Annotated in this window: 24 protein-coding genes and 3 pseudogenes; 14 read left to right on the forward strand and 13 right to left on the reverse strand. The window is 63.1% G+C overall.

Going from position 1 to position 25085, the window contains the following annotated elements:
* A partial coding sequence (locus AUR_RS20085; RefSeq protein ID WP_164888717.1) for an ABC-F family ATP-binding cassette domain-containing protein occupies positions 1-761 on the forward strand: 761 nt, incomplete at its 5' end.
* 24 nt (positions 762-785) lie between these two features.
* Here AUR_RS20085 and AUR_RS20090 read toward each other — a convergent pair.
* The 4 genes from AUR_RS20090 to AUR_RS20105 are packed head-to-tail and all read right to left on the reverse strand — an operon-like array spanning position 786 to position 2882.
* Positions 786-1271, reverse strand: coding sequence for a YbaK/EbsC family protein (locus AUR_RS20090; protein ID WP_021470436.1), 486 nt, complete (start codon positions 1269-1271; stop codon positions 786-788).
* Complete coding sequence (locus tag AUR_RS20095; protein ID WP_021470437.1) at positions 1255-2121, reverse strand: SURF1 family cytochrome oxidase biogenesis protein; 867 nt, start codon at positions 2119-2121, stop codon at positions 1255-1257. Before AUR_RS20095 ends, AUR_RS20090 begins: the two co-directional genes overlap by 17 nt.
* On the reverse strand, positions 2122-2391 hold the full coding sequence (locus tag AUR_RS20100; protein WP_021470438.1) for a hypothetical protein: 270 nt from the start codon (positions 2389-2391) through the stop codon (positions 2122-2124).
* Positions 2388-2882, reverse strand: coding sequence for a DUF3099 domain-containing protein (locus AUR_RS20105; protein WP_062096857.1), 495 nt, complete (start codon positions 2880-2882; stop codon positions 2388-2390). The genes AUR_RS20100 and AUR_RS20105 overlap by 4 nt, the downstream gene beginning before the upstream one ends.
* Positions 2883-3033: 151 nt before the next feature.
* Here AUR_RS20105 and AUR_RS20110 point away from each other — a divergent pair, with 151 nt between their 5' ends.
* The 3 genes from AUR_RS20110 (at position 3034) to AUR_RS20120 (ending at position 5542) form a co-directional block, all read left to right on the forward strand.
* Positions 3034-3759, forward strand: coding sequence for a beta-ketoacyl-ACP reductase (locus tag AUR_RS20110; RefSeq protein ID WP_021470440.1), 726 nt, complete (start codon positions 3034-3036; stop codon positions 3757-3759).
* Positions 3760-3876: 117 nt separating this feature from the next.
* Positions 3877-4629 (forward strand): SDR family oxidoreductase, encoded by a 753-nt coding sequence (locus AUR_RS20115; RefSeq protein ID WP_062096858.1) that lies wholly within the window; start codon positions 3877-3879, stop codon positions 4627-4629.
* A gap of 232 nt (positions 4630-4861) precedes the next feature.
* Positions 4862-5542 (forward strand): ATP-binding cassette domain-containing protein, encoded by a 681-nt coding sequence (locus tag AUR_RS20120; RefSeq protein WP_241650991.1) that lies wholly within the window; start codon positions 4862-4864, stop codon positions 5540-5542.
* Here AUR_RS20120 and AUR_RS20125 read toward each other — a convergent pair.
* Positions 5512-6057 (reverse strand): annotated as a pseudogene (locus AUR_RS20125) (transaldolase family protein); the annotation flags it as partial. The gene AUR_RS20120 and the pseudogene AUR_RS20125 sit on opposite strands and share 31 nt — an antisense overlap.
* Before the next feature lie 31 nt (positions 6058-6088).
* Positions 6089-8206: a transketolase gene (gene tkt, locus AUR_RS20130; RefSeq protein WP_062096850.1), complete on the reverse strand. Its 2118-nt coding sequence runs from the start codon at positions 8204-8206 to the stop codon at positions 6089-6091.
* 441 nt (positions 8207-8647) lie between these two features.
* On the opposite strand from tkt, the gene AUR_RS20135 reads away from it, so the two are divergent.
* Positions 8648-9610, forward strand: a complete 963-nt coding sequence (locus AUR_RS20135) for a heme o synthase (protein WP_021470418.1) — start codon at positions 8648-8650, stop codon at positions 9608-9610.
* Positions 9611-10339: 729 nt separating this feature from the next.
* Here AUR_RS20135 and AUR_RS20140 read toward each other — a convergent pair.
* Genes AUR_RS20140 through AUR_RS20150 form a run of 3 tightly spaced genes read right to left on the reverse strand, consistent with a single transcriptional unit; the run spans position 10340 to position 13027 of the window.
* The gene (locus tag AUR_RS20140; RefSeq protein WP_021470420.1) at positions 10340-11284 is read right to left on the reverse strand and encodes a COX15/CtaA family protein; all 945 of its coding nucleotides are present in this window, start codon (positions 11282-11284) and stop codon (positions 10340-10342) included.
* A gap of 22 nt (positions 11285-11306) precedes the next feature.
* Positions 11307-12071 (reverse strand): ABC transporter permease, encoded by a 765-nt coding sequence (locus AUR_RS20145; RefSeq protein ID WP_062096851.1) that lies wholly within the window; start codon positions 12069-12071, stop codon positions 11307-11309.
* Positions 12068-13027: an ABC transporter ATP-binding protein gene (locus AUR_RS20150; protein ID WP_062096852.1), complete on the reverse strand. Its 960-nt coding sequence runs from the start codon at positions 13025-13027 to the stop codon at positions 12068-12070. Before AUR_RS20150 ends, AUR_RS20145 begins: the two co-directional genes overlap by 4 nt.
* 128 nt (positions 13028-13155) lie before the next feature.
* On the opposite strand from AUR_RS20150, the gene AUR_RS20155 reads away from it, so the two are divergent.
* The 6 genes from AUR_RS20155 to AUR_RS20180 are packed head-to-tail and all read left to right on the forward strand — an operon-like array spanning position 13156 to position 18328.
* A complete protein-coding gene (locus AUR_RS20155; RefSeq protein WP_031215925.1) occupies positions 13156-13959 on the forward strand; it encodes a helix-turn-helix transcriptional regulator in 804 nt (267 codons plus the stop codon).
* Positions 13959-15434 (forward strand): Fe-S cluster assembly protein SufB, encoded by a 1476-nt coding sequence (gene sufB / locus AUR_RS20160; RefSeq protein ID WP_021470424.1) that lies wholly within the window; start codon positions 13959-13961, stop codon positions 15432-15434. The genes AUR_RS20155 and sufB overlap by 1 nt, the downstream gene beginning before the upstream one ends.
* Before the next feature lie 2 nt (positions 15435-15436).
* Entirely contained in the window at positions 15437-16741 is a 1305-nt protein-coding gene (gene sufD, locus AUR_RS20165) for a Fe-S cluster assembly protein SufD (RefSeq protein ID WP_021470425.1), read from the forward strand.
* Positions 16742-16794: 53 nt separating this feature from the next.
* Positions 16795-17151, forward strand: a complete 357-nt coding sequence (locus AUR_RS20170) for a non-heme iron oxygenase ferredoxin subunit (protein ID WP_021470426.1) — start codon at positions 16795-16797, stop codon at positions 17149-17151.
* Positions 17152-17196: 45 nt separating this feature from the next.
* Positions 17197-17982, forward strand: coding sequence for a Fe-S cluster assembly ATPase SufC (gene sufC, locus AUR_RS20175; protein WP_021470427.1), 786 nt, complete (start codon positions 17197-17199; stop codon positions 17980-17982).
* Positions 17983-17995: 13 nt separating this feature from the next.
* On the forward strand, positions 17996-18328 hold the full coding sequence (locus tag AUR_RS20180; RefSeq protein ID WP_021470428.1) for a metal-sulfur cluster assembly factor: 333 nt from the start codon (positions 17996-17998) through the stop codon (positions 18326-18328).
* Positions 18329-18406: 78 nt separating this feature from the next.
* On the opposite strand, the gene ypfJ is transcribed toward AUR_RS20180, so the two are convergent.
* Positions 18407-19306, reverse strand: coding sequence for a KPN_02809 family neutral zinc metallopeptidase (gene ypfJ, locus AUR_RS20185; RefSeq protein WP_021470429.1), 900 nt, complete (start codon positions 19304-19306; stop codon positions 18407-18409).
* 61 nt (positions 19307-19367) lie between these two features.
* Between ypfJ and AUR_RS20190 the strand changes: the two genes are divergently transcribed.
* A complete protein-coding gene (locus tag AUR_RS20190) occupies positions 19368-20759 on the forward strand; it encodes a class I adenylate-forming enzyme family protein (protein ID WP_062096853.1) in 1392 nt (463 codons plus the stop codon).
* Positions 20734-21972 carry a thiolase family protein gene (locus tag AUR_RS20195; RefSeq protein WP_079941623.1) on the forward strand — a complete coding sequence of 413 codons (1239 nt, stop codon included), beginning with the start codon at positions 20734-20736 and terminating at the stop codon, positions 21970-21972. Before AUR_RS20190 ends, AUR_RS20195 begins: the two co-directional genes overlap by 26 nt.
* Here the strand turns inward: AUR_RS20195 and AUR_RS20200 are convergent.
* The 3 genes and pseudogenes from AUR_RS20200 to AUR_RS20210 form a co-directional block, all read right to left on the reverse strand.
* Positions 21969-22619, reverse strand: a complete 651-nt coding sequence (locus AUR_RS20200; RefSeq protein WP_062096854.1) for an energy-coupling factor transporter transmembrane component T family protein — start codon at positions 22617-22619, stop codon at positions 21969-21971. The genes AUR_RS20195 and AUR_RS20200 overlap by 4 nt on opposite strands.
* A 153-nt stretch (positions 22620-22772) precedes the next feature.
* Positions 22773-23339, reverse strand: a pseudogene (locus AUR_RS20205) (energy-coupling factor ABC transporter ATP-binding protein); the annotation flags it as partial.
* Complete coding sequence (locus AUR_RS20210) at positions 23336-23971, reverse strand: biotin transporter BioY (RefSeq protein ID WP_062096856.1); 636 nt, start codon at positions 23969-23971, stop codon at positions 23336-23338. The pseudogene AUR_RS20205 and the gene AUR_RS20210, both read right to left, overlap by 4 nt.
* Positions 23972-24246: 275 nt before the next feature.
* On the opposite strand from AUR_RS20210, the pseudogene AUR_RS20215 reads away from it, so the two are divergent.
* Positions 24247-25085: pseudogene (locus AUR_RS20215) on the forward strand (ATP-binding cassette domain-containing protein); the annotation flags it as partial.

Genomic DNA, 25085 nt, shown 5'->3' on the forward strand with positions numbered 1-25085 from the left:
AGGCCACCAAAGCCGTGGCGGCCCAGAACATGGCCAAGCGTGCCGAGCGTCTGTTGAGCGGACTTGAGGCGGTGCGCGAGCAGGACCGCGTAGCAGCCCTGCGCTTCCCTGAGCCCTCGCCCTGCGGCAAGACTCCGCTGACCGCCGAGGGGCTGAGCAAGTCCTACGGGTCTTTGGAAATCTTCACGGACGTTGACCTGGCCATCGACCGGGGCTCCAAGGTGGTCATCCTGGGCCTCAACGGTGCAGGCAAAACGACGCTGCTGCGCATGCTCGCGGGAGTGGACAAACCGGATACGGGAGAGATCATCCCGGGCCACGGGCTCAAGGTCGGCTACTACGCGCAGGAACACGAAACCCTGGACCACGACCGCACGGTGCTCGAGAACATGCGTTCCTCCGCGCCCGATATGAAGGATGCGGAGGTCCGGGGGATCCTGGGTTCCTTCCTCTTCTCCGGTGACGACGTCGACAAGCCTGCCGGAGTGCTCTCCGGCGGTGAGAAAACCCGCTTGGCCTTGGCTACGATCGTCGCTTCCAGCGCGAACGTGCTGCTGCTGGATGAGCCCACCAACAACCTCGACCCCGCCAGCCGCGCGGAAATCCTGGGCGCCCTGAAGAATTACACTGGAGCCGTCGTCATGGTCAGCCACGACGAAGGAGCCGTTGCAGCGCTCAATCCGGAACGCGTTGTGCTGCTTCCCGACGGCGTAGAGGACCTTTGGAACGAGGACTACCTCGATCTGATCACGCTGGCGTAAGCCCGCGCCGCGGGCGCAGCCGGGCTAACGGACGTCGAGTTCTTCGGCGTCGGTGATTCGCCGCAGGTCCTCGTAGGTAATGGAGAACATCGAGTGATGGTCTCCTGCGCCTGCCCACAGTTCGTAGTGAACCCTCAATGAGTTGTCCAGGATGGTACGGATCTTTGCGGGGTGGCCCACTGGTGCCACGCCGCCCACTTCCTGGCCGGTGTGCGCCAGGACGAATTCGGGTTTGGCGCGGCGGATCTGTCCCGTTTCCAGCCGGCGGGCGACGTGTGCCGTGTCGACTTTCGCTGCGCCGCTCGCCAGGATCAGAAGAGGTTCGCCGTCTACCTCAAATATGAGGCTGTTGGTGATGGCAGCGACCTCACAGCCCAGAACGGAAGCTGCGGCTGCCGCCGTCGGAACTTCCTCGTCGAAGATCCGTACGGTATCCGCAACGCCAAGCGCCGTGAGCGCCGCCTTGACCGACAGGACCGGCTCCGGGATCTTTTCAGTAACCTTGGGCATCCAGAATCGCGTCTTCCTCTTCTTCCGACGTGGGCTTCTTGTTTCGCCGGGGGGCCGGTGCCGGCCGCTTCCGGGGACCTGCAGCGGCGATGACGTCGTCGTCTTCATCGTCCTCAGCATCGATTGCCGCGTTACGTGCCTGTTGGCGGGCAGCGTAGCCGAAGCCGATGAACATCAACACTCCGAAAGCGAACCACTGGAGTGAGTATGAAAGGTGGGTTCCCTCTTCAGTGGCCGGCTTGGGAAACGGCGTAGGCATCGGCTGCACAGGGGGAGTCTCACTTGCCAGCTGCCCGTAGGCACCCGTTTCGATGGTGTACGGCAGTTCCTCGGCAAATCCCGGAAGGTCGATGGAAGCGAGTTGGCCTTCCACCGCGCCGCGGTCCAGTTTCGGCTCGGACGGCTTGAGGCGGGCGACGACCGTGACCTCACCTGCAGGAGGCGATGGAACGACGTCGGGCCTTCCCGGAGTGTTGTTGCCAATCGGTAGCCAGCCGCGATCGATGATCACTGTTTCGCCGGTGGTCAGGCGGAATGGAACAACGACGTCGTAGCCGGGTTGGCCATTGAGCGGCCTGTTGCGGACTACCCGCTGCCCGTCGACGTCATAGCTGCCGCGCAACTCCACCTGGGTCCATTCACGGTCCGGATCCAAGTGGCGGAACTGGTCCTTTACATCGGCGAATGGCACCGGGGTAGCTGAGTAGTTGCTGACGACGCGGTCAATCTCAGCCAGTGTCTCGGCGCGCCGATCCATCTGCCAGCGGCCAAGGAAGACGCACGCCGTCGCGAAGATGACGGCCAGGACAAAGTAGCCCAGCCACTTGCTGGAAAACAGGAAACGGTACATTCAGGCTGTCCCGCCCACTGACGCTGCCGCGGATCCGAAAGGCACGGTTTCCTTCCACAGACCCCGCGTTTGCAGGTAATCCTCAAGCCAGGCCCGGTGCTCGTTGCATGCGAGCCATACCTTGCGGCGTTCAGGTGTATGGATTCTGGGGTTGTTCCACAGGAGCTGCCAATCGGCCGCTGCCCGGCATCCCTTGCGCGAGCATTGTTCAGGCGCCGCGGCGCGCGGGGATTCCTCGCCGCCCAAGCCGCCGAGGTTGAAGATGTTCATGAAGCTGCCCGTTCGTCGCCGGCGTTCCCGGCTTCCTCTGATGCATCGTCGCCCGCGGGAGTTTCGTCATCCGCCAGTTCGCCCTGGAGGAGGGTGACGGAGTCATCCGCTTCGGGTTCCTCATCGCTGCCGGACTGGCTGGTGCCTTCAATCTCCGGCACGGCGACGTAGTCCAGCAATGAATCACTGTGGACTTCGGCTTTGTCGCTGCCGTTGGCAATAACCACCGCGATCCAGGGCAGGAAGACAGCTCCAGCCACGGCGAGGATCTTGAACCAGCCATCCACTACGAAAATGAGGACGATGCAGACCATGCGAATGCCCATGGCTATTGAATACTTGATCATGCGTTCGCGCATGTCCTCGGAGTGTGCAGCTGCTGCATCAGTGATGCTATGGACCTCGGGGTCGCTCGAGTAGGCGTCCGGATCCCCGGGCACCTGCTGCAGGGGACTGTTCTCTCGTGTCACAGCTGAATAATCACGCTCCAAAGGCTCCCGTTAATTCTCTCACCGATCCGATGAGTCACCCAAACCGCGCTGGCAGAAGCGGTTACCAGCGCGTTGCGGGAGGCGGCGGCTAAGATCGAGGCAGGAAATCCCTCGTCATCGCGGTAGAGTCCGCAGAATTCGGAGCCCATTCATGCCTGAAGCAGTACCCAGCGGCCGCAGCGTCCTTATTACCGGCGGTAACCGCGGAATCGGACTGGCCATTGCCGAGTCTTTCCTCGCAAATGGAGACAAGGTAGCCGTTACCTACAGGAGCGAAACGGAGTTGCCTGAAGGCATCCTGGGGGTCAAAGCCGATGTGACGGATGAGGCTTCCATTGATGCAGCCTTCAAGATCGTGGAAGAGGCCCACGGCCCGGTGGAGGTTCTGGTGGCCAACGCCGGAATCACCAAGGACACTCTTCTCCTGCGCATGAGCGAGGACGACTTCACGTCGGTTCTGGACACCAACCTGACAGGCGCCTTCAGGGTCATCAAGCGGGCTTCCAAGGGAATGATCCGTTTGCGCAAGGGCCGGGTGATCCTGATCTCCTCGGTCTCCGGCCTCTACGGCGCTCCGGGCCAGATCAACTACTCCGCTTCCAAGGCCGGAATGGTGGGCATGGCGCGTTCGCTGACGCGGGAGCTGGGCAGCCGAGGCATTACGGCAAACGTCGTAGCACCGGGGTTCATCAACACGGATATGACGGCTGAGCTTCCGGAAGAGACCCAGAAGTCCTACCTTGCCAACGTTCCTGCGGGGCGTTTCGCGGAGGCTTCGGAGGTGGCCAACGTTGTGCGCTGGGTTGCGAGCGATGAGGCGGCTTACATCTCCGGCGCCGTTATTCCCGTTGACGGCGGCCTTGGCATGGGCCACTAGCGCCGACGCACCGGGACAAACAATTTGTGGGGGCTCCACAACACGCATTCCGCTTTGCCACCGGCAGGATGGAAGCAGGGCCCAAAGATGTGGAAGAAGTGAACAGAAGGAGCACGCATGGGAACGCTTGATAACAAGACAGCCATTGTGACGGGATCCTCCCGCGGCATAGGCGCAGAGGTTGCCAAGATCCTCGCGGCCGAAGGTGCCGCCGTCGTCGTCAACTACCGCCAGAAGGCGCCCCGCGCCAATAAGGTGGTGGCTGATATCCAGGCTGCGGGCGGTCGCGCTGCAGCAGTGGGCGCAGACCTCACCACGGAAGAAGGCGTTCACGCCCTCGCCAGTACGGCCATGGAGGAATTCGGCTCCCTCGACATCCTGGTGTTGAACGCCTCCGGCGGCATGGAATCCGGGATGGAGGAGGGGTACGCCCTGAAGCTGAACCGTGATGCACAGATCAACATGCTCAATGCTGCAGTTCCGCTCATGCCGGAGGGCTCCCGGGTGGTTTTCGTCACCAGTCACCAGGCGCATTTCGTTGAGACCGTGCCAACCATGCCCGAGTACGAGCCAGTTGCCAAGAGCAAGCGGGCCGGGGAGGACGCCCTGCGCGCCCTGCTGCCTGACCTCGCCAACAAAGGCATCAAGCTGGTGGTGGTGTCCGGGGACATGATCGAGGGCACGGTGACCGCGACGCTCCTGGACCGTTCAAATCCCGGCGCCATCGAGGCCAGGCGCGCCGAGGCCGGGAAGCTGTACTCGGTGGAAGAGTTTGCCGCCGAAGTAGCCAAGATGGTCACCGCGGACGTCGAATCGGGACACACCGAATACGTAGGCGGCGCTGACTACTTCGGGAAGTCAGAGCAGTAAAGCCTTTTCAAGAGGGGGTCCGGGACAAAATGTCCCGGGCCCCCTCTTTTGTTGTTGACCACACTTTCCGCTGCGTGGGATTGGAGTCACTTACCAATTCAATAAAAGTTCCATCTTTTCCCATCACGTTTTGTGAGTTTCTGTTTCAAGAACCATTTCTTGCATTACAAAGTCTCTTCTGATTGACTCGGCAATGTGCTCCGTTCGTGAATGCGCCCCACCGCCCGGACCGATGCGCACCAAAAGAATTTCTCCGGCCGCCAGCGCCGATTTCGCGAAACCAGGAGCTTTTGTGGACCTTCTCTTGCACGTGGACGATATCCGTGCGTCACACGACCAGCGGCGCATCCTTCGCGGTGTAGGCTTTTCGCTGCACCGTGGAGAGATTCTGGGATTGATAGGCACCAACGGGGCGGGTAAAACCACCTTGATGGACGTCCTGACCGGCTCCCATCTACCCAACGGCGGGCGCATGAGCCTCGCCGGCGAAAACTTCAACCCGGACTCCTTGGAAGCAGCCCAGGCCTGCGGCGTAGGCCTCATTCCCCAAAATTTTCGGCTTGATCCTGAACAGACCGTCGCCAAGGCTATCTTCCGCAGGACGTTCCAGGCCGCTAAGCACCATCCCGAGCTCCGGGCCCAGGCAGCAAAGCTCATCGCGGAGGTGGGGGTGGACCTGGACCCTGACGCGAAAGTAGGAGTCCTGGTCCGCGCCGAGCAGGCCCTGGTGGAAGTCCTCCGTATGGTGGCGGAAGAGGCACAGTTGGTCATCATGGACGAGGTCGCGGCTTCCTTGCCGGACCACGATGTAGCAGTGCTGCACAAGGTACTGCGGATGCTGACAGGCCAAGGACGCGCCATCATCTACATCACCCACCGGTTGGATGAAGTGCGCTCGATTACGGCCCGGTAACGCTCCAGGGAGAAGATCAGGGTCACGTTGACGCTGATGCCCTCGGCCAGGACGGCCGTGATGGCCTCGAGGCCCTCGAGCGTGGCGGGGATTTTGATGTGGACGTTGTCCTTATTCACCGTGGCGTACAGCTGCTTCGCTTCGGCGATCGTGCCTTCCGTGTCCCAAGCGAGGCGGGGGTCCACCTCGATGGAAACGCGGCCGTCGACACCGTTGGTGGCGGCAGCGACAGGTGCGAAGAGGTCGCAGGCGTCGGCGACGTCGGTGGTGGTGATGGCGAAGATTGTTTCTTCAACGCTGGCACCCTCTGCAGCCTTCGCTGCGATGGTCGCATCGTAGTCCGTGCCGGCGGTGATCGCGGCATGGAAGATGGACGGGTTGGTGGTTACGCCAACGACGTTCTTCTCGTCGATGAGCTTCTGCAGCGTGCCAGTGTCCAGGCGGGTGCGGGAGAGGTCATCGAGCCAGATGGAAACGCCGGCGTCGGAGAGTTGCTGCGTGGGAGTGCTGGTCATGTCTTTTATCTCCTTCGAAGTTCGCAGTCAGTTATGCGTTGACGGCTGCGAGCGAGTCTTTGGCAGCGGCTGCAACGGCTTCGGCGGTGATGCCGAACTCCGTGAAGAGCCGCTTGTAGTCGGCGGAGGCGCCGAAGTGCTCAAGGCTGATGGAACGGCCGGCGTCCCCAACGAATTCGCGCCATCCCTGGGCAAGGCCGGCTTCGACGGAAACGCGTGCCTTCACGTCGGACGGAAGGACGGACTCGCGGTATGCCTCGTCCTGCTTGTTGAACCACTCAACGCACGGCATGGAGACAACGCGGGTGGCGATGCCTTCGGACTGGAGGGCTTCGCGGGCTGCGACGGCGAGCTGGACCTCGGAACCGGTGCCGATCAGGATCACCTGGGCGTCAACCGTTTCGCCGCCCTTGGAGGCTTCGGCCAGGACGTAGCCGCCCTTTGCCACGCCGGCGGTGGACGCGAACGTGTCACCGCTGGCTTCACCTTCACCACGTGCGTACGTGGGGATGTTCTGGCGGGTCAGGACGATGCCTGCCGGGTTCTCGTGGTTCTCGAGCATGACCTTCCAGGCTGCGGCAACCTCGTTGGCGTCGCCCGGGCGGACAACATCCAGGCCCGGGATGGCGCGCAGCGAAGCGAGCTGCTCCACAGGCTGGTGGGTGGGGCCGTCTTCGCCCAGGCCGATGGAGTCGTGCGTCCACACGTACAGCGAGGGAACACCCATCAGCGCGCCGAGGCGGATGGCCGGGCGCTGGTAGTCGGAGAAGATCAGGAACGTGCCGGAGAACGCACGGGTGCGGCCATGCAGGGCGATGCCGTTCACAATCGAGGCAGCAGCGTGCTCGCGGATACCGAAGTGCAGCACACGGCCGTAGGGGTTGCCCTTCCAGGCGTCGGTGGAACGCGAGGTGGGGATGAACGACGGCGAGCCCTCGATCGTGGTGTTGTTGGACTCGGCGAGGTCGGCAGAACCGCCCCAGAGTTCCGGGAGGACCGGGCCGATCGCGTTCAGGACCTTGCCCGAAGCTGCACGGGTGGAAACGTCCTTGCCCGCCTCGAACACCGGCAGGGCTGCGTCGATGCCCACGGGCAGCTTCTTTGCCTCGATGCGCTCCAGGAGTGCGGCACCATCCGGGTTGGACGCCTGCCATGCCTCGAACTTGCTCTGCCAGGCAGCGCGCTCTTCGGAACCACGCTCAACAACCTTGCGGGCGTGGGCGAGAACCTCTTCATCGACCTCGAAGGACTTCGCAGGATCAAAGCCAAGAACGGTCTTAAGAGCGGCAACCTCTTCGGCACCGAGGGCCGAACCGTGGATCTTGCCGGTGTTCTGCTTCTTCGGGGCCGGGTAACCGATGATGGTGCGCAGCGAGATGATGGACGGCTTGGTGGTCTCTGCCTTGGCCTTCAGCAGGGCCGAGTAGAGTTCCTGGACATCTTCGACGTACTCGCCGGTCTTGGTCCAGTCCACCCGCTGGGTGTGCCAGCCGTAAGCTTCGTAACGCTTCAGAACGTCCTCGGTGAATGCAACGTCGGTGTCGTCTTCGATCGAGATGTGGTTCTCGTCGTAGATCACTACGAGGTTGCCCAGTTCCTGGTGGCCGGCCAGCGAGGAAGCCTCGGAGGTCACGCCTTCCTGCAGGTCGCCGTCGGAAGCGATGACCCAGATGGTGTGGTCGAACGGCGACTCGCCGGCGGGAGCATCGGCGTCGAACAGGCCGCGCTGGCGGCGCTGGGAGTAAGCGAACCCGACCGAGGACGCGAGGCCCTGGCCCAGCGGGCCGGTGGTGATTTCCACGCCTGCGGTGTGCTTGTACTCGGGGTGGCCCGGGGTCAGGGAGCCCCAGGTACGCAACGCCTCAAGGTCCTTCAGTTCCAGGCCGTAACCCGAGAGGAACAACTGGATGTAGAGCGTCAGCGAAGTGTGGCCGGGGGAGAGGATGAACCGGTCGCGGCCAATCCACTCAGGGTTCTTGGGGTCGTGGCGCATCAGCTTCTGGAAAAGCAGGTAAGCCGCGGGCGCCAGGCTCATGGCCGTACCCGGGTGGCCGTTCCCGACCTTCTCCACAGCGTCGGCAGCCAACACGCGAACGGTGTCAACAGCCTTCTGGTCCAGATCGGTCCAGGACAGTTCTTGCTCTTCCAAATGTGGCACGAAAACCGAGCCCCTCTCTGTGCTGACGGCGGGATAGCGGATACACGACCGCGCAGGAAGCTCAGATGGCGCCCGCTGCAATGTGTCTACCAGCCGTTCACCATTGAAACGTTGATCTTTCTTCCAGACACACGGACAGTCCGAGAATACGGTTTCCCGGAAGATCGACGCGCGCTGATCTGCTTCACAGCTTAGCCCTAAATGTGGTCCAAAGCTCAGGAAATCCCACTAACTGGACAGAAAAACAGCTTTTATGAATCACCATGGCGTCAGCCGGTAGTGAAGAGTCAGAAACATTGGCGTATTTTGCGGACATGGGCCCGCTTCCGGCCACGGTATGATATTTGGAGGCCTCCAGCGGCTCGCGCGCCCGCGGTTCATTCCGCGAATCAGGACGCTGCCGCTGCGCAAACCCCGAGAGCATAGAACAGAGTGACTGCCGTCGTGAGCACAACTGATACGCCCGTCAACGCGACCCCGGCCCGGGGGAGCATTGGATTTTCCCGCAAGCTCAAGGCGTATCTGGCTCTCACCAAACCGCGCGTCATAGAACTCCTTTTGGTGAGCACGTTGCCCACCATGATCTTTGCCCAGCGGGGATTCCCGTCGATCGGGCTCATGCTGGCAACCCTCGTGGGTGGTGCCTTCGCTGCCGGCAGCGCAGGCGTGTTCAACTGCTACATCGACCGCGATATCGACAAACTCATGCACCGCACGGAGAAGCGGCCGTTGGTCACCGGTGAGGTCAGCCCGCGTGAAGCGATTGTCTTCGCATGGCTCCTCGGTGCGGCCTCCATCGCCATCCTGTGGTTCGGCGCCAACCCGCTCTCCGCTTGGCTGGGCCTCGGCGCGATCGTTTTCTACGTGGTCATCTACACGATGATCCTCAAGCGCCGCACCGCCCAGAACATCGTCTGGGGAGGCGCGGCAGGTTGTTTCCCTGTCCTCATCGCATGGTCCGCAGTCACCAACACCGTTGAGTGGCCGGCCATTGTACTGTTCATGGTGATTTTCCTGTGGACTCCGCCGCACTATTGGCCGCTGTCCATGCGCTACGGCGAGGACTACCGGAACGCCAAGGTCCCCATGCTCGGGGCGATTGCGGGCGCCAAGGTCGTCTCGGTGCAGGTTGTCCTTTACGCCTGGGCCATGGTGGCCTGCTCGCTGCTGATGATTCCGGTGGGTGGAGCAGGGTGGGTTTACACCATCGCGGCCGTTGCCACCGGCGCCTGGTTCCTCTACGAAAGCCACGCCCTCTACAAACGGGCACAGGGCGGGGACGTCTCCAACAAGGGCGCAATGAAGGTTTTCCACGGCTCCATCAGCTACCTGACACTGCTCTTCATCGCCTTGGCCGTCGACCCGTTCGTCGGTTCACCCCTCATCGGCGGCTAGTCGCCTAAAGCGGCCCAACCCGCCACACCCCGACGTCGACGCTCGCCCCTGAGCGTCGACGTCGGGCTTTGTTGTTGCCCGCGCCCAACGTTCCTCTTTCATATCCCAGCCCGGGTGGCCGTTTCCTCTCCCACATCCCAACCCGGGTGGCCGTTTCCTCTCCCACATCCCAACCCGGGTAGCCGTTTCCTCTCCCACATCCCAACCCGGGTAGCCGTTTCCTCTTTCACATCCCAACCCGGGTAGCCGTTTCCTCTTTCACATCCCAACCCGGGTGGCCGTTTTCTCTGGCACATCCCAAGGCACTTAGCCACATCCTCTGCGACTGAGGCCGTCCGGTCATGTCGCCCAGACGCCGGCAACGTAAAAAGCCCGACGCCGGCACTCCGGCGTGAGTTTTCGTGATGACCGCCCGAGATCAGACCCCAAGCCGTCCCGCATGCTGAGCATATGTGCCAAGAATTCCACCTCGAATTTGAAGCCCTGCCGGAAGCCCCCCCGGATGCAGTTGCCCAAGTCCCGTCTACGTCATGGGAGAGCATCCTCGGAAACCCCGACGGGACGTGACAGAGGAACCCCCGAAACCCGACGGGACATGACAGAGGAACACCCAAAGCCCGACGGTACGTGACAGAGGAACGCCCAAAACCCCGACGGGAAGTGACAGAGGAACCCCCGAAACCCGACGGGACATGAAAGAGGAACGCCCGAGTTACAGGGCGCCTCCGGCTACTTAACGGGGCTGGCCTTGGCGAGGTCTGCAGCGTTGGTCGAGGCACTCATGAGCAGTGCCGCACCCAGCATGTGGGCACCCACCAGCAGCGCGGGGATGCCGTTGTAGTACTGCGTGAAGCCAATGACGGCCTGGAGAGCTGTGACCGCGAGCATGAGGAAGGCAGCCGTACGGAAGGGGCCGCTGATTTTGTGCCGCAACACCAGGTAGACGGCGAACAGCGAGCCAGCCGTGATGACGTAGGCCGGGATGGCATGGATGTGGGAGAACAGGTCCCAGTCGAGGTTGTTCCGGGGAGCGTCGGCGTCGCCGGCGTGGGGGCCGGCACCCGTCACCACCACGCCGAGCATGACCGCGATGGTGGAGAAGACCAGGACGGCCATCATCGCGGGACGGAGGATGGACGGGAGCGGTGCAAGCGTCCTGTTCATGAACTGCCCGGTCCGGCCAAATGCCCTGTTGACCAGGAGCGTGGCAACAACAACCAGCGCCATGGAGACGAGGAAATGCAACCCGACCACCCACGGGTTGAGGCCGGAAAGGACCGTGATGCCACCGATGATTGCTTGCGCAGGGATGCTTGCGAGCAGGCCCAAGGCAAGCAGGAAGAGGTCCCGGCGTTCCTTGCGGAGGTTCCACAAGTAGACGAGCATCAACGCGGCTACCGCGGCAAGGGCGAACGTCAGGAGCCTGTTGCCGAACTCAATGAAGCCATGAATGCCCATCTCAGGGGTGTTGACCAGGGAGTCATCGGTGCAACGCGGCCAGGTAGGGCAGCCCAGCCCGGATGCGGTCAGGCGCACGGCTCCGCCGGTGACTACAAGGACTGTCTGGCCGATCAAGGAGAGGACCGCCAGGCGGCGTACGGTGCGGTTCACCTCCGTGGGCAGCTTGGACGTAAGCCGCTGTACGGTCTTTGGTAGGCGCGATGCCGTGCTCACAGGATTCTCGATTCTTCCGGGGTCAGTTCCACTTGAACCAGCGGATGGCTGCGGCTCCGGCAAGAACCGTCCACAGCAAGAGGACTACGACGGCGGGGACGGGTACCAATCCGTACTGGAAAGCGTCCCGGAGTGCTTCTCCCAACGCCCCGGAGGGCAGGAAATGCGCGATGGCCTGGGCGAGGCCCGGCAAGCGTTCGGCGGGAACCACAATGCCGCCCAGTGCGCCCAGCAGGATCCACAACAAGTTGGTGATGGCCAGCGTTGCCTCGGGACGGACGGTGCCCGCTACCAGGAGGCCCAGGGCCGTGAAAGCCGCGGCGCCCAAAACCAGGATCGCGAGCCCGGGAAGCCAACCGGACGGGTGGGGTTGCCACCCCAGGAACGCTGCGATGACGCCGACCACCACCACCTGGAGGAACAACACCACCAACACCGCGAGGATCTTGCCGGCGATGAGCCCGCCGCGACCCAGGGGAGTGGTGGAAAGGAACCGAAGTACCCCGTAGCGGCGGTCGAAGCCGGTGGCGATTCCTTGTCCGGTGAACGCCGTGGACATGGCGCAGAGGGCAAGGATGCCGGGGGTGGCGATGTCCACACGCGCACCGCCCAAACCGTCCAGCAGCGGCGTGACAACCAATCCAAGCAATGCAAGGAGCGGCAGGATGATGGCCAGGATGAGTTGCTCGCCGTTGCGGAGCATGGTGATGGTCTCGTAGCGTCCCTGCTGCAGGATGCGTCGCGTCAGGGATGCGGGACCGGCATTGGTGCCGAGGAGCGGGCTCATCGAAGATCCCTTCCGGAGATATCCAGGAATACGTCCTCGAGGCTCCGTGCCTCAAGGCGAAGCGATGCAGGCAAGATGTCCTTTTCCGCCCACCAGGCTGCCAGCGAAGCCAGGTCCGCCGGTGTTAGTGCCCCGCTGACGGTAAAACTTCCCGCACGGGTTTGCGTCACCTGCAGTCCGGCACTGAGGGCAGCTCCCAGTTCGAGCCCTGGCGGAATGTCGAAGTACAGGGTCCTGTCAGCGATATCCGCTGAATGCTCCTGGGCCAGCAACTCCGCGACAGTGCCTTCGGCGACGTTGTGGCCGCCGTCGATGATGTAGACGTAATCGGCCAACCGTTCCGCGTCATCCATCAAATGGGTCGTCAGGACAATTCCCATGCCGGCGTCGCGGAGCTCGGCAATGAGCTCGAAGACGATCTGGCGCGACTGCGGATCCAGTCCGGCGCTCGGCTCGTCGAGGAAGAGGATCTCGGGGTTGCCCACCAGGGCTGCCGCCAGGGCCAGCCGCTGCTTCTGCCCACCGGAGAGGCGGCGCACGGACGTCCGGCTGAACTGGTCGATGCCCAAACGGTCAACAAGGCGGCCCAGCTCCATGGGCTTTTGGTACATGCCGGCAATATGCCGCAGCAGCGGCAGGGGACGGGCCGACGGCGGGAGGCCGCCGTCCTGGAGCATCACGCCGACGCGGGACCTCAGTTCCGCACCTGCGGTATCAGGATCCTGGCCAAGGAGGGAGATGGTGCCCCCGGTGCGTTTTTGCAGTCCTTGTGCGCATTCCAGGGTGGTGGTCTTACCGGCCCCGTTGGCACCCAGGAGCGCGGTGATTTCGCCGCGACCGGCCACAAGGGAAAGGTCACTCACTACACGGAGCATCTTGCCGTCGAGGGAGGCCAGGGGGCCCACATCCTTGACGAGTCCGTCTATGCTGAGGACAGGGGAGTCGGTGGATCGCACCAAAGTATTCTACGCGAAGTAGTACGGTCACATGCGGTTGGGAAGGTGAGGTCAGTCTCGCCTTACTAGAGACCGGAAACAAATTACGACATGATTATGTTGTGTATTCCGTGAGCACCCCCGTTTCCATGCCATCAAAGCGGCATGCGGCACCAGCCGGAGCCCCCATGGCGGCTCCCGCGCTGCCGGACGCTGAAGATCGCACGCGCGACCGCGTGCTCAGCGCCGTGCTCGAAAACGGTCCGGTCAGCGCCGCCGAACTGGGCGATCTACTCGGTTTCACGCCGGCGGCTGTCAGGAGGCACCTCGACCACCTTGAGCGCAACGGCGTCATAGAGGTGAAGCGGGTAGCGAAGGCAGGCTCCGGCGCCGGTCGCCCGGCACGCCGCTATGTCCTCAGTTCCCAGGGCCAGTCAAAGCTCGGGGACGATTACCTGAACATCGCAAGCTCGGCCCTGCGGAAGCTTGAGGCCATTGCCGGAGCAGACGCCGTCCGTGAGTATGCGGAAGAACGTTTCGCTGAGCTGGAGAGCCGCTACGCACCCGAGGTGGAAGCTGCCGGGGACGACATCACCTCGCGCGCCATGGCACTGTCCCAGGCACTCAGCCGCGACGGCTACGTAGCGTCGGCACACTCGATTGAAGCCAAAGCTCCGTTGCCCGCCGAATTCTCCAGCGTCCAGTTGTGCCAGGGCCATTGCCCAATCCAGCAACTGGCTGCCGAATTCCCGGTGTTCTGCGATACGGAGACCAAAGTGTTTTCCCGTTTGGTGGGCGTCGACGTGCGCCGGCTGTCCACTTTGGCGCAAGGCGGTCACGTCTGCACCACCCATATACCTACCGGGCGCCCCTCGGCCACAGTGCTCCCCGGCACTGCAGTGCCGGCGGGAAGCCCGTCCCAGGAATCAAACAACCAGCAAGAAAGGCCGTGATGACGGGTCAATTAGCTGAAGGAACAGCAGAGAAGGCAGTAGCTGACGGCACTGTGATCTCGGAGATTCTGGAAAAGAATCCCGAGTTGCACGGTATCGGCAACTACGAATACGGCTGGGCCGACAAGAACGACGTCGGCGCAAATGCCCGCCGTGGCCTGAGCGAGGAGGTTGTCCGTGACATCTCCGAGAAGAAGAGCGAGCCCGAATGGATGCTCGACCTGCGCCTGAAGGGCCTGAAGTACTTCGATCGCAAGCCCATGCCTACTTGGGGTGCAGACCTCTCCGGCATCGACTTCGACAACATCAAGTACTTCGTCCGGTCTACGGAGAAGCAGGCTGCAACGTGGGAAGACCTCCCGGAGGACATCCGGAACACCTACGAGAAGCTCGGCATCCCCGAAGCTGAGCGCAGCCGCCTCGTTTCCGGTGTGGCCGCCCAGTACGAGTCCGAGGTTGTCTACCACCAGATCCGTGAGGACCTGGAAGCCCAGGGCGTCATCTTCCTGGACACGGATACCGCACTGAAGGAGCACCCGGAAATCTTCCAGGAGTACTTCGGCACGGTCATTCCGGTGGGTGACAACAAGTTCGCTTCGTTGAACACCGCGGTCTGGTCCGGCGGTTCCTTCGTTTACGTGCCCAAGGGTGTCCACGTAGAGATCCCGCTGCAGGCCTACTTCCGCATCAACACGGAGAACATGGGCCAGTTCGAACGTACGCTGATCATCGCGGACGAAGACTCCTACGTGCACTACATCGAGGGTTGCACGGCTCCGATCTACACCTCGGATTCACTGCACTCGGCCGTTGTGGAGATCATCGTGAAGAAGGGCGCCCGCGTCCGCTACACGACCATCCAGAACTGGTCCAACAACGTGTACAACCTCGTCACCAAGCGCGCCATCTGCGAAGAAGGCGCCACCATGGAGTGGGTCGATGGCAACATCGGTTCCAAGGTGACCATGAAGTACCCGGCGGTTTACCTGGTTGGCGAGCACGCCAAGGGCGAAACCCTGTCCATCGCCTTCGCCGGTGAGGGGCAGCACCAGGACACCGGCTCCAAGATGGTCCACATCGCGCCGAACACCAAGAGCTCCATCATCTCCAAGTCGGTGGCCCGCGGTGGCGGCCGTGCTGCCTACCGCGGCCTGGTCCAGGTCCGCGAGGGCGCAAAGCACTCAGCCAACACGGTCCGCTGTGATGCCCTCCTGGTGGACACGATCTCCCGTTCGGACACCTACCCGTACATCGACATCCGCGAGGACGACGTCGTACTGGGCCACGAAGCCACCGTTTCACGCGTCAGCGAAGAGCAGCTGTTCTATCTGATGTCCCGCGGCATGCCGGAGGACGAGGCCATGGCCATGATCGTGCGCGGCTTCATTGAGCCGATCGCCCGCGAGCTGCCCATGGAATACGCCCTTGAGCTGAACCGCTTGATTGAACTTCAGATGGAAGGATCCGTCGGTTAACAATGACTGATATCACTACCGAAAAGGCCCGTATCGGCGCGCCTTCAGCCCAGCCCTTTATCGACGGCTTCACGGAGGAGGGCGAGAATCTTTCGCCCATCAACGCGTCAGGTTCGACGGCGGAACAGCCTTCCGCAGGTCCGCTCGCGGGCGCTTCGGCCAAGAGCCATTCGCATGGCGGCGGCGTCGGCGTTCCGGACAGCTCCCGGGCCGGTCGTTTGACCTCTTATGAACTGAACGATTTCAAGGCATTGACCGGCTTGGAAGAAGACTGGCGCTTCACGCCGCTTCGCCGCCTGCGCGGCCTCCACACTGAGGCCTTGACCGGCGCAGCTCCCACCACCACTGTGTCCGCCCCTGCCGGTGTCACGGTGGAGACCGTGGGCCGCGATGACCAGCGCATCGGCCTGGCCGGCATTCCGGAAGACCGGGTTTCCGCCAACGCCTGGGCAAACTTCAAGGAAGCCACGGTCATCACGGTTCCTTCGGAGACGTCGCTTGAGTCGGAGATCACGGTGACCCTCGCGGGCGCCGGCACCGAGGCAGCTGCCCAGCACGTGGTTGTCGTTGCGCAGAAGTTCTCCAAGGCCGTGCTTGTCCTGGGCCATGAAGGCTCCGCAGTCGTGTCCGAGAACGTGGAGATCATCGTCGAAGACGGCGCCGACCTCACGGTCGTTTCCCTGCAGGAATGGAACGACGACTCCGTTCACGCGTCGTCGCAGCAAGCGAAAATCGGCCGCGATGCCAAGTTCAAGCACATCGTGGTCAGCCTTGGCGGCGACCTAGTCCGGGTTACGCCGACGGCACGCTTTGCCGCCCCCGGTGGCGAGGCCGAACTCTTCGGCCTTTACTTTGCCGATGCAGGACAGCACCTGGAGCACCGCACCTTTGTTGACCACGCGCAGCCCAACTGTGTGTCGAACGTCCTGTACAAGGGCGCTCTCCAGGGCAAAGGTGCGCACACCGTGTGGGTTGGCGACGTTCTGATCCAGAAGAACGCCGAGGGCACTGACAGCTACGAGAAGAACCAGAACCTGGTCCTGACCGATGGCTGCCGCGCTGACTCCGTGCCGAACCTCGAGATCGAAACCGGCCTCATCGAGGGTGCGGGCCATGCCAGCGCCACCGGCCGTTTTGATGATGAGCACCTGTTCTACCTCATGGCGCGCGGTATTCCGGAAGATGTTGCCCGCAGGCTCGTGGTCCGCGGCTTCCTCAACGAAATCATCCAGAAGATCAAGGTCCCGGCCATCGAGGAACGCCTGACCGCTGCGGTTGAGCGCGAACTCGCTGCGACAGACAACTAACTCACTGCGTCAGACAACTAGCGTCTCCCGACACGACAGGCAACAGAACAAACATGAGTGATCACATCAAGGGCGAACTGGTTTGCAACGCCAACGACATCAAGGTCAAGCAGGCGTTGCGTGTCCTGATCGACGACTACCCGGTAGCCATCGTCAAGGACTCGATGGGCGAAATCCACGCCGTCGGCGACACCTGCTCGCACGCTGACATCTCATTGTCCGAGGGCGAGGTCGAGGGCTGCGCCATCGAATGTTGGGGCCACGGTTCCCAGTTCGACCTGCGCAGCGGCCAACCCCTTCAGTTGCCTGCCTACGACCCCGTCCCCGTTTTCGCCGTCACCATCGATGGCGACGACGTCTACGTGGACGTGACCAACGTTGTGAACGGCGCCCCGGTCAACAACTACTGAGCGCGCCGAGTACCTCCAGACTTACGAACGGAAAGAAAGAAGAGCATGTCTACTCTTGAGATCAAGGACCTGCACGTCAGCATCGAGACGGAGCAGGGCACCAAGGAGATCCTGAAGGGCGTCAGCCTGACCATCAGGACCGGCGAAACCCACGCCATCATGGGGCCGAACGGCTCGGGCAAGTCCACCCTTGCCTCCACCATCGCAGGCCACCCGCGTTACACGGTCACCAGCGGCAGCATCACCCTCGACGGCGAAGACGTCCTGGAAATGAGCGTCGACGAGCGTGCCCGTGCGGGCGTCTTCCTGGCGATGCAGTACCCGGTTGAGGTTCCGGGCGTCACCATGACGAACTTCCTGCGCACCGCCAAGACCGCCATCGATGGCGAGGCCCCTGCCCTCCGCACCTGGACCAAGGATGTCAAGGCTGCCATGCAGGAACTCCGCATCGACGCCGACTTCGCCCAGCGCAACGTCAACGAAGGCTTCTCCGGTGGCGAGAAGAAGCGCGTCGAGATCCTTCAGCTCGAGCTCTTCAAGCCGAAGTTCGCTGTCCTGGATGAGACTGACTCCGGCCTTGACGTCGACGCACTCAAGGTTGTCTCCGAAGGTGTGAACCGCGCCCATGCACAGGGCAACATGGGCACCCTGCTCATCACCCACTACACCCGCATCCTGCGCTACATCAAGCCGGACTTCGTCCACGTATTCGTTGACGGCCGGGTTGTCGAAGAAGGCGGCCCGGAGCTCGCCGACCGACTCGAAGAAGAGGGTTACGATCGCTACGCCGCAGGTTCGGGCGTCGCTGTTGCTCCTGCCGCTCAGGCCTAGTTAGGATCACCTTATGACCGAAATCAACGCTGCGCGCACCAGCCTCGAGGACGTCGAGGAAGCGCTCAAGGACGTCATCGACCCCGAACTCGGTGTCAACGTCGTTGACCTGGGCCTGCTCTACGGGCTCAAGTACTCCGATGAAGACGGCGCGCTCCTGATCGACATGACACTGACGACGGCGGCCTGCCCGCTGACCGACGTGTTGGAAGAGCAGGTGGGCAAGTCCTTGGACGGCATCGTCGATGACTGGCGCCTGAACTGGGTATGGATGCCGCCATGGGGTCCCGAGCGGATCACCGACGACGGCAAAGACCAGATGCGGGCCCTCGGCTTCAACATCTGATCAAACTTTCCGCTGAATGCGGACACAAAGAATGGCTCCGGGCATTGTGCCCGGAGCCATTTTGCGTGGTGGCAACCGCTATGGCACTGCAACGCCGAACGTGTCGCACTTGTTGATGTCGCCGGTGGAGTAGCCCTGGTAGAACCACTTCTGCCGCTGTTCGCTGGAACCATGGGTCCAGGATTCGGGTGAGACCCTGCCCGTGGCCGCTTGCTGGATGCGGTCATCGCCGACGGCGGATGCAGCCGACAGGGCATCCTGCAGGTCTTCCTGCGTGATGGGATCCAGGAAGGGCTGGCCCGTGGCTGGGTCCGCCTGCGAGGAGGCGTGGCGGACCCAGAGCCCTGCGTAGCAGTCGGCTTGGAGTTCCACGCGAACGGCTCCGGACTGCGGTCCCTGCGGATCCTGCTGGGCGCGGTCCAGGTTGCCGAGGATGTTCTGCACGTGGTGTCCAAACTCATGAGCCACCACATACTCCTGGGCCAGTGGCCCGCCGGAGGAACCGAATCGGGTGACCAGTTCGTCAAAGAAGCCCGGATCGAAGTAGGCCTTAACGTCCGCCGGGCAGTAGAAGGGGCCAACGGCAGTCGTGGCCGCTCCACAGCCGGTGTTGGTGGCCTGGTCGAAGATTACGGTTCCCGGCTGCGAGTACCGGACGTTGTAGTCGGCGAGGTATGTAGGCCAGAAAGCGTTGAGGCTGTTCACGGTTCCCGTGATGCGGCAATCCAGGCGCTTGTCGGCGTCGGCGCCTGTCCGGCATTCGTTGACACCGCCGCCGCTGCCGCTTTCTATGGCCGGCGGCTGGCTGCCGCCACCCAGGTCCCCAAGGATGTTGGGATTGAAGCCAAGGAGCGCCAGTAGCAGTACTACGATCCCGCCACCGATTCCGCCTCCGATCTTGGTCCCACGGCCCAGCCCGCTGCCGCGTCTGTCTTCTACCTGCGATGGATCAAGCTGTGCGCCGTCATTGAAACTCATACAGTCAGAATAGACGTCACTATTGGTGTCCGATGGCGCACACTGCCGTAAAATTGCGGGGATGCCTTTCCTGAACAACCTTCAACTGTGGGCCGATGACCGCCCCCACCACACTGCCGTGGTGGTCGGGCGCAGCAGGCTCTCCTGGTCGGAGTTGCGCGACGCAGCAACCGGGTTGCTCGCCACCACGTCCGACACCACGGTCCTCGCCGAGCGAAATTCCACGGAGTTCGTGGCCCGTTACGCTGCGGCTTTGGCGGGGGAGCGCCGGTGCGCGGTCCTGGATCCGTCGTGGCCGCCGGCGATGATCGACGAAGTCGCCTCGCGCATCACGGGATCGGGCCGGGATTCCGGCGGAGTGCTGTGTGACGGCGATCCTTCATCGACGTTCCTTGTCGGACTCACGTCCGGAACCACCTCGGTGCCAAAGGCGTTCACCCGTTCGAGGCATTCGTGGCGCGTTTCCTTCGACGCCTCCATCGAATTCTTCGGTCTCACGCAAGACGACCGCACCCTCGCCGCAGGTCCACTTTCTTCCAGCCTCAACCTTTATGCCTTGTCAGAGTGTCTCTACGCCGGCTCGGCCTTCTACACCCTTGAATCCTTTGACGTCGGCGATGCCCACGCCGCGATCAGCCACGACGGCATCACGCGGTTGATCGTGACGCCGACCATGCTGCGTTTGCTGAGCGAACGCGGCCTGGCCGGCGACGTGGATGCCTCCGGCGTCCGCAGCATCATCTGCGCAGGTTCCAAGCTGGATGCACGCACCCTTGAAGCGGCCCGCAGGTGGGCACCAAACGCAGCGCTCTACGAGTACTACGGAGCGTCCGAGCTCAGCTTTGTTTCCGGAACCCGCTTGGCAGCGGGTCAACCTCTGGACGTTGGAGGAACGGGCATCGGGCGCCCGTTCCCGGGGGTGGAACTGAGCATCCTGGATGATGACGGAGTGCCCGTGCCGGACGGCGCACACGGCAACATCAGCGTCCGCAGCGGAATGGTCAGCAACGGGTACCTCTGGGGTGACGACGGTCAGGCCCTCCGGTGCTTGGACGGGTGGTACACCGTTGGGGACCAGGGCTACCTTGAAGGCGGCGTGCTCCACATTCTTGGGCGGCGTTCGGACATGATCATCACGGCCGGGAAGAACGTTTATCCGCACGAGGTCGAACTTGCCTTGGCGTCGGTTCCGGGGATTGAGGTGGCCGTTGCGGCAGGAGCACCGGATGACGTCCGCGGCCAAAAGGTGATTGCCGCCGTCGTACCCGCCTATGGCGCCGTCACTGCGACGCAATTGCGTACCGGACTTGACGGTCTGCTGGCCAGGGACAAATGGCCGCTGCAGTACTACGTCCTTTCCGAACTGCCCATCACTGATCGGGGAAAGATCAGTCGTTCGCTCCTGTTGGACTGGATAAAAAACCATGATGCCCGCATCCAGCCCCTTCACTGACCAGTCCGGGGCGTCGGGGCAGAACGACCGCTTAGCGGACATCGACCCCTCCCGCCAGCCGGTGATCATCGCCGCGCTCCGTACACCGGTATGCAGGGCGAACGGCGCCTTGAAGAGACTCCGTGCCGCCGATCTGCTGGCGCCCGTGTTGTCAGCCTTGATGGAACAAACGGGTGCTGAGCCTGCGGACGTGGACGACGTCATGATGGGCAACGCGGTGGGCGGTGGCGGCAATGTGGCCCGGTTTGCCGCCCTCCAGGCAGGCCTGCCTGTCTCCGTCCCCGGCATCACGGTGGACCGGCAGTGTGGTTCCGGTTTGGACGCCATTGCCCTGGCTTCGCGGCTTGTGGCCGCCGGCGGCGATCCACTGTACCTGGCGGGCGGCGTGGAGAGCGTCAGTACCGCTCCGGCCCGAGCCCACAGGAATGACGACGGCGGACTGGACTTCTACTCGCGGGCCGCCTTCGTGCCGCCTACCTTCGGTGACCCGGACATGGGCGTGGCGGCCGAGAACGTCGCCCGGCACTTCGCGATCAGCCGCGACCGGCAGGACGACTTTGCCCTCCGAAGCCACCAGCGGGCAGTCGCTTCGGCAGCTGCAGGCACCTTCCTTGCCGAAACAGTGCCCTTGGACGTCGACGGCCGGCCAGTAACCGCGGACGACGGCCCCAAGCCCAACCTTCGTCCTGCGCTGATGGCGCGCTTCCCGGCAGCTTTTGTACCGGAAGGTTCCGTCACGGCCGCGAACTCCTGCTTCGACGCTGACGCAGCGGCCGCCGTCGTCGTCACCTCCCTGCGACGGGCCCGCCTCATGGGTGTGAAGGACGGGCTGCTTGTCCTGGACAGCGGCACTTCAGGGGTCGACCCACAGTTGCTCGGCATCGGGGCAGCTTTCGCGGCGGAGCAGTTGTTGGCACGCCACGGCATGAATCCGGAGCAGCTGGACCTGGTCGAATTCAATGAGGCTTTCGCCTCGCAGACGCTGGCTTGCCTCGACCATCTGGGCATTGACGCTGCACGTGCCAACCTCGATGGGGGAGCACTGGCCTTGGGGCATGCCTACGGCGCCTCGGGCGCGGTCCTGGTAACCCGGCTGCTGGCGCAGGCGCGGCGGGACTACGAACTTCGGCAGCGGGAAGTCACGGGTATTGCGATGATCAGCATCGCCGGGGGCATGGGTACCGCGGCCTTGGTGAAGTACCGTCGGTTCTAGCCCCGGCCCGGAGGCGGTTCCGGGTAATCGTCGGCTTCGCCGAGGCCCCGTGCGGCCAAGGCGTCGCCCGTCTGCCGCGCATAGGCAACAGTGCTAATGAACACCGGCAGGATGAGGGCCTTCGGGTTTCGTTCCAATCCGCGTGCACGCGCCGCATCCCGCACATCGCTGAAGGCACCGGCTATGAACGGGATACTCCGGAGCATGATGGCGATGGTGAGGGCAAAACGTTCCGGATCCGCGCCCCAGCGCTGGAAGGGCCGGGCCAACCGGACCACTCCGTCCAACAGGTCCTGGACCGGGGTAGTGGCCGTCAGGATGGACGCCGCCACCACGCACACCAGAACGTTCAGCACGATGCGTGCAGCCGTAGGGCCGCCCAATTGCCACCACTGGAATGCCCCGATGACAAGGAGGATCGGCGCTACCAGCCATACAGCCCGCAGGAGCCTCCGGAAGCCGGCCCCCGTGAGCAGGAAGATCCCGCACAAAAGTGCCAGGACCAGCAGGGATACCAGCCAGTCGACGATCAGGAAAGAAGCAGCGCCGCATGCAGCCACCACAAGGAACTTGGCCCAGAGGGGAGTGCGGTGGACAAGCGAATCTCCACGGACATAGTTCGCCAGCAGGAAGCCGTGCCCCCTCATCGGCCCGGACCCTCCAGGCTCGCCGCGCACAGCGCACCGGTAATGTGCCACCGCAGCGGACGGACCGCCGTCGAACACAATCCTCCCGGCTTCGACCACCAACACGCGGTCCATGTCGGCGGCGAGGTCCAGATCGTGCGTGGACATGATGACTTGTTGCTCCAGGCCGGACATGGTGCGGCGCAGCAATTCGCGGTTCCTGAGGTCCAGCAGGGTGGAAGGCTCGTCGAGGACCAGAACCGCGGGGTCGACCGCCAGCACGGCTGCCAGCGCGAGCAGTTGCCGTTCCCCGCCCGAAAGTTCGTAGATACTCTGGTCCGCCAGGTGCAGGATTCCAAACCGTTCCAGAACGGACTCTGCGCGGGAAGCCCGCTCCTGCCTGTTTTTGATGCTGCGCCTCAGCGACAACTCGACGTCCTCGCGGCCTGTTGGCATCACCAGTTGGGAGAGGGGATCGGTAAAGACGAAACCGACGTTTGCCCTGACCTTGCGGACGTCGTGGACGGTGTTGTGGCCGTGGACCACAACTGATCCTTGGCTCGGCTCCACGAGCCCATTGACCAGGCGCAGCAGCGTGGACTTCCCGGAGCCGTTGGCCCCGATGACGCCGATCCGTCGTTCGCGCAGATCGAGGCTTACATCCTGCAGCAGCGTCTTGGGCGCGTCGCTGCCATCTACTGCGACGGCGACTGAGACGTTGCTGAAGTTGATGGAGTTCATGAAGAAGTGGAGCCTGCCCTTTTAACCCGGCGCACCAGGACGTCAGGAAATGCCTTATGGAGTGCCACCGCGATAACCACCGCGAGGACATTCTTCAGGATATCTCCCGGATAGAACGGGAGGTCCGCGAGGAAAGCCTTGGGAAGGTCAAGCTTGCCGTTAACCATCATGCCCACGATCCCCAGTGCGTGGATGATCAGGACGCTGCTGGCCATGGTGGCTGCAAAGAGAAGCGCCGCGCGGAACCGTACCGTCTTGCGGATGATCAACGACGTCAAGTACCCGGTGGCTGCCGCGGCCAAGGGAAAAGCGATGATATAGCCGGCAGACGGTGTTGCGAGGATGCCAAGTCCGCTGCGTCCGCCGCTGAAGATGGGCAGGCCCGCCAGTCCGAGCAGGACATAAAGCCCGACGGCGGCGAACCCCCTCCCTGCGCCCAGCACCAGTCCGCTGAGCATCACCGTCAACGTGACAAGCGTGATCGGCACCCCGAGGGCGCCGACCGGGATGCCGGGAACGATGGCGGAGGTGGCCACGAGGGCCGCGAAAACGGCCACGAGTCCGAGGTCGGTGGCGTTCCAACGGCGACGGGCCGCTGCGCCGGGGCCCTTGGTGGAATGGGTCTGGGTCATTGGGGATCCTCTGCGGAAAAGTTGGTGCGTTTTAAGCGGGCACTGCCCACTCTTTCGAGGGTACGGAGCGCGGCGGCAGGCCATTTTGGAGCCTCTCCACAAAGACCGGCCGCAGTTCTTTGGAGAGTGGGGCAGTGTTCCGGGAAATTTCCGTCGTGTTTGTTGGCCTCCAGCCTGCCGGTAGACTTGATAAGGCTGTTCTCACAGCAGTTCCCGCCGCTTCCACCGGATTGTCCGGTGCCGCAGGCGTTCCCCGTTGAAAGGCATCACCCGAATTGATTAACGTCCAGGACCTAGAACTTCGTGCCGGCGCACGCCTGCTGATGGACCAGGTCAACTTCAGGGTGGACAAAGGGGACAAAATCGGACTTGTCGGCCGCAACGGTGCCGGCAAGACTACTCTCACCCGTGTACTCGCCGGGGAAGGCCTGCCTGCCGGCGGCAAAGTCACCCGGAGCGGGCAAATCGGCTACCTCCCACAGGACCCGCGCACCCCGGACATGGAACAGCTGGCGCGGGGACCGCATCCTGTCGGCCCGTGGCCTGGACGCCGTCGTCGGCAAGCTTAAGAAGGCCCAGGCCGAGATGTCCAGCGAGGACGCCGCCGTCCAGCGCAAGGCCATGAACCGTTACGACCGGCTTGAAGCTGAGTTCCTGGCGGGGGGCGGATACGCAGCCGAGGCTGAAGCTGCTGCCATCTCCTCAAACCTTGCACTGCCTGAGCGCATCCTGAACCAGCCGCTGAAGACCCTCTCCGGTGGCCAGCGGCGCCGCGTGGAACTCGCCCGCATCCTCTACTCGTCCGCCGAGACTCTGCTGCTGGACGAACCGACCAACCACCTCGACGCCGACTCGATCAGCTGGCTGCGTGACTTCCTTAAGAACCACCAAGGCGGCTTGATCGTCATCAGCCACGACGTTGAGCTGCTCGAAGCGACCGTAAACAAGGTCTACCACCTCGACGCCAACCGTGCCCAGATCGACTACTACAACATGGGCTGGAAGCGGTATCTCCAGCAGCGCGAAACTGACGAGCGCGCCCGCCGGCGCGAGCGTGCCAACGCCGAAAAGAAGGCCCAGGTCCTTTTGGACCAAGCCAACAAAATGCGCGCGA

The organism is Paenarthrobacter ureafaciens, from assembly GCF_004028095.1.
Classification (GTDB): Bacteria; Actinomycetota; Actinomycetes; order Actinomycetales; family Micrococcaceae; genus Arthrobacter; species Arthrobacter ureafaciens.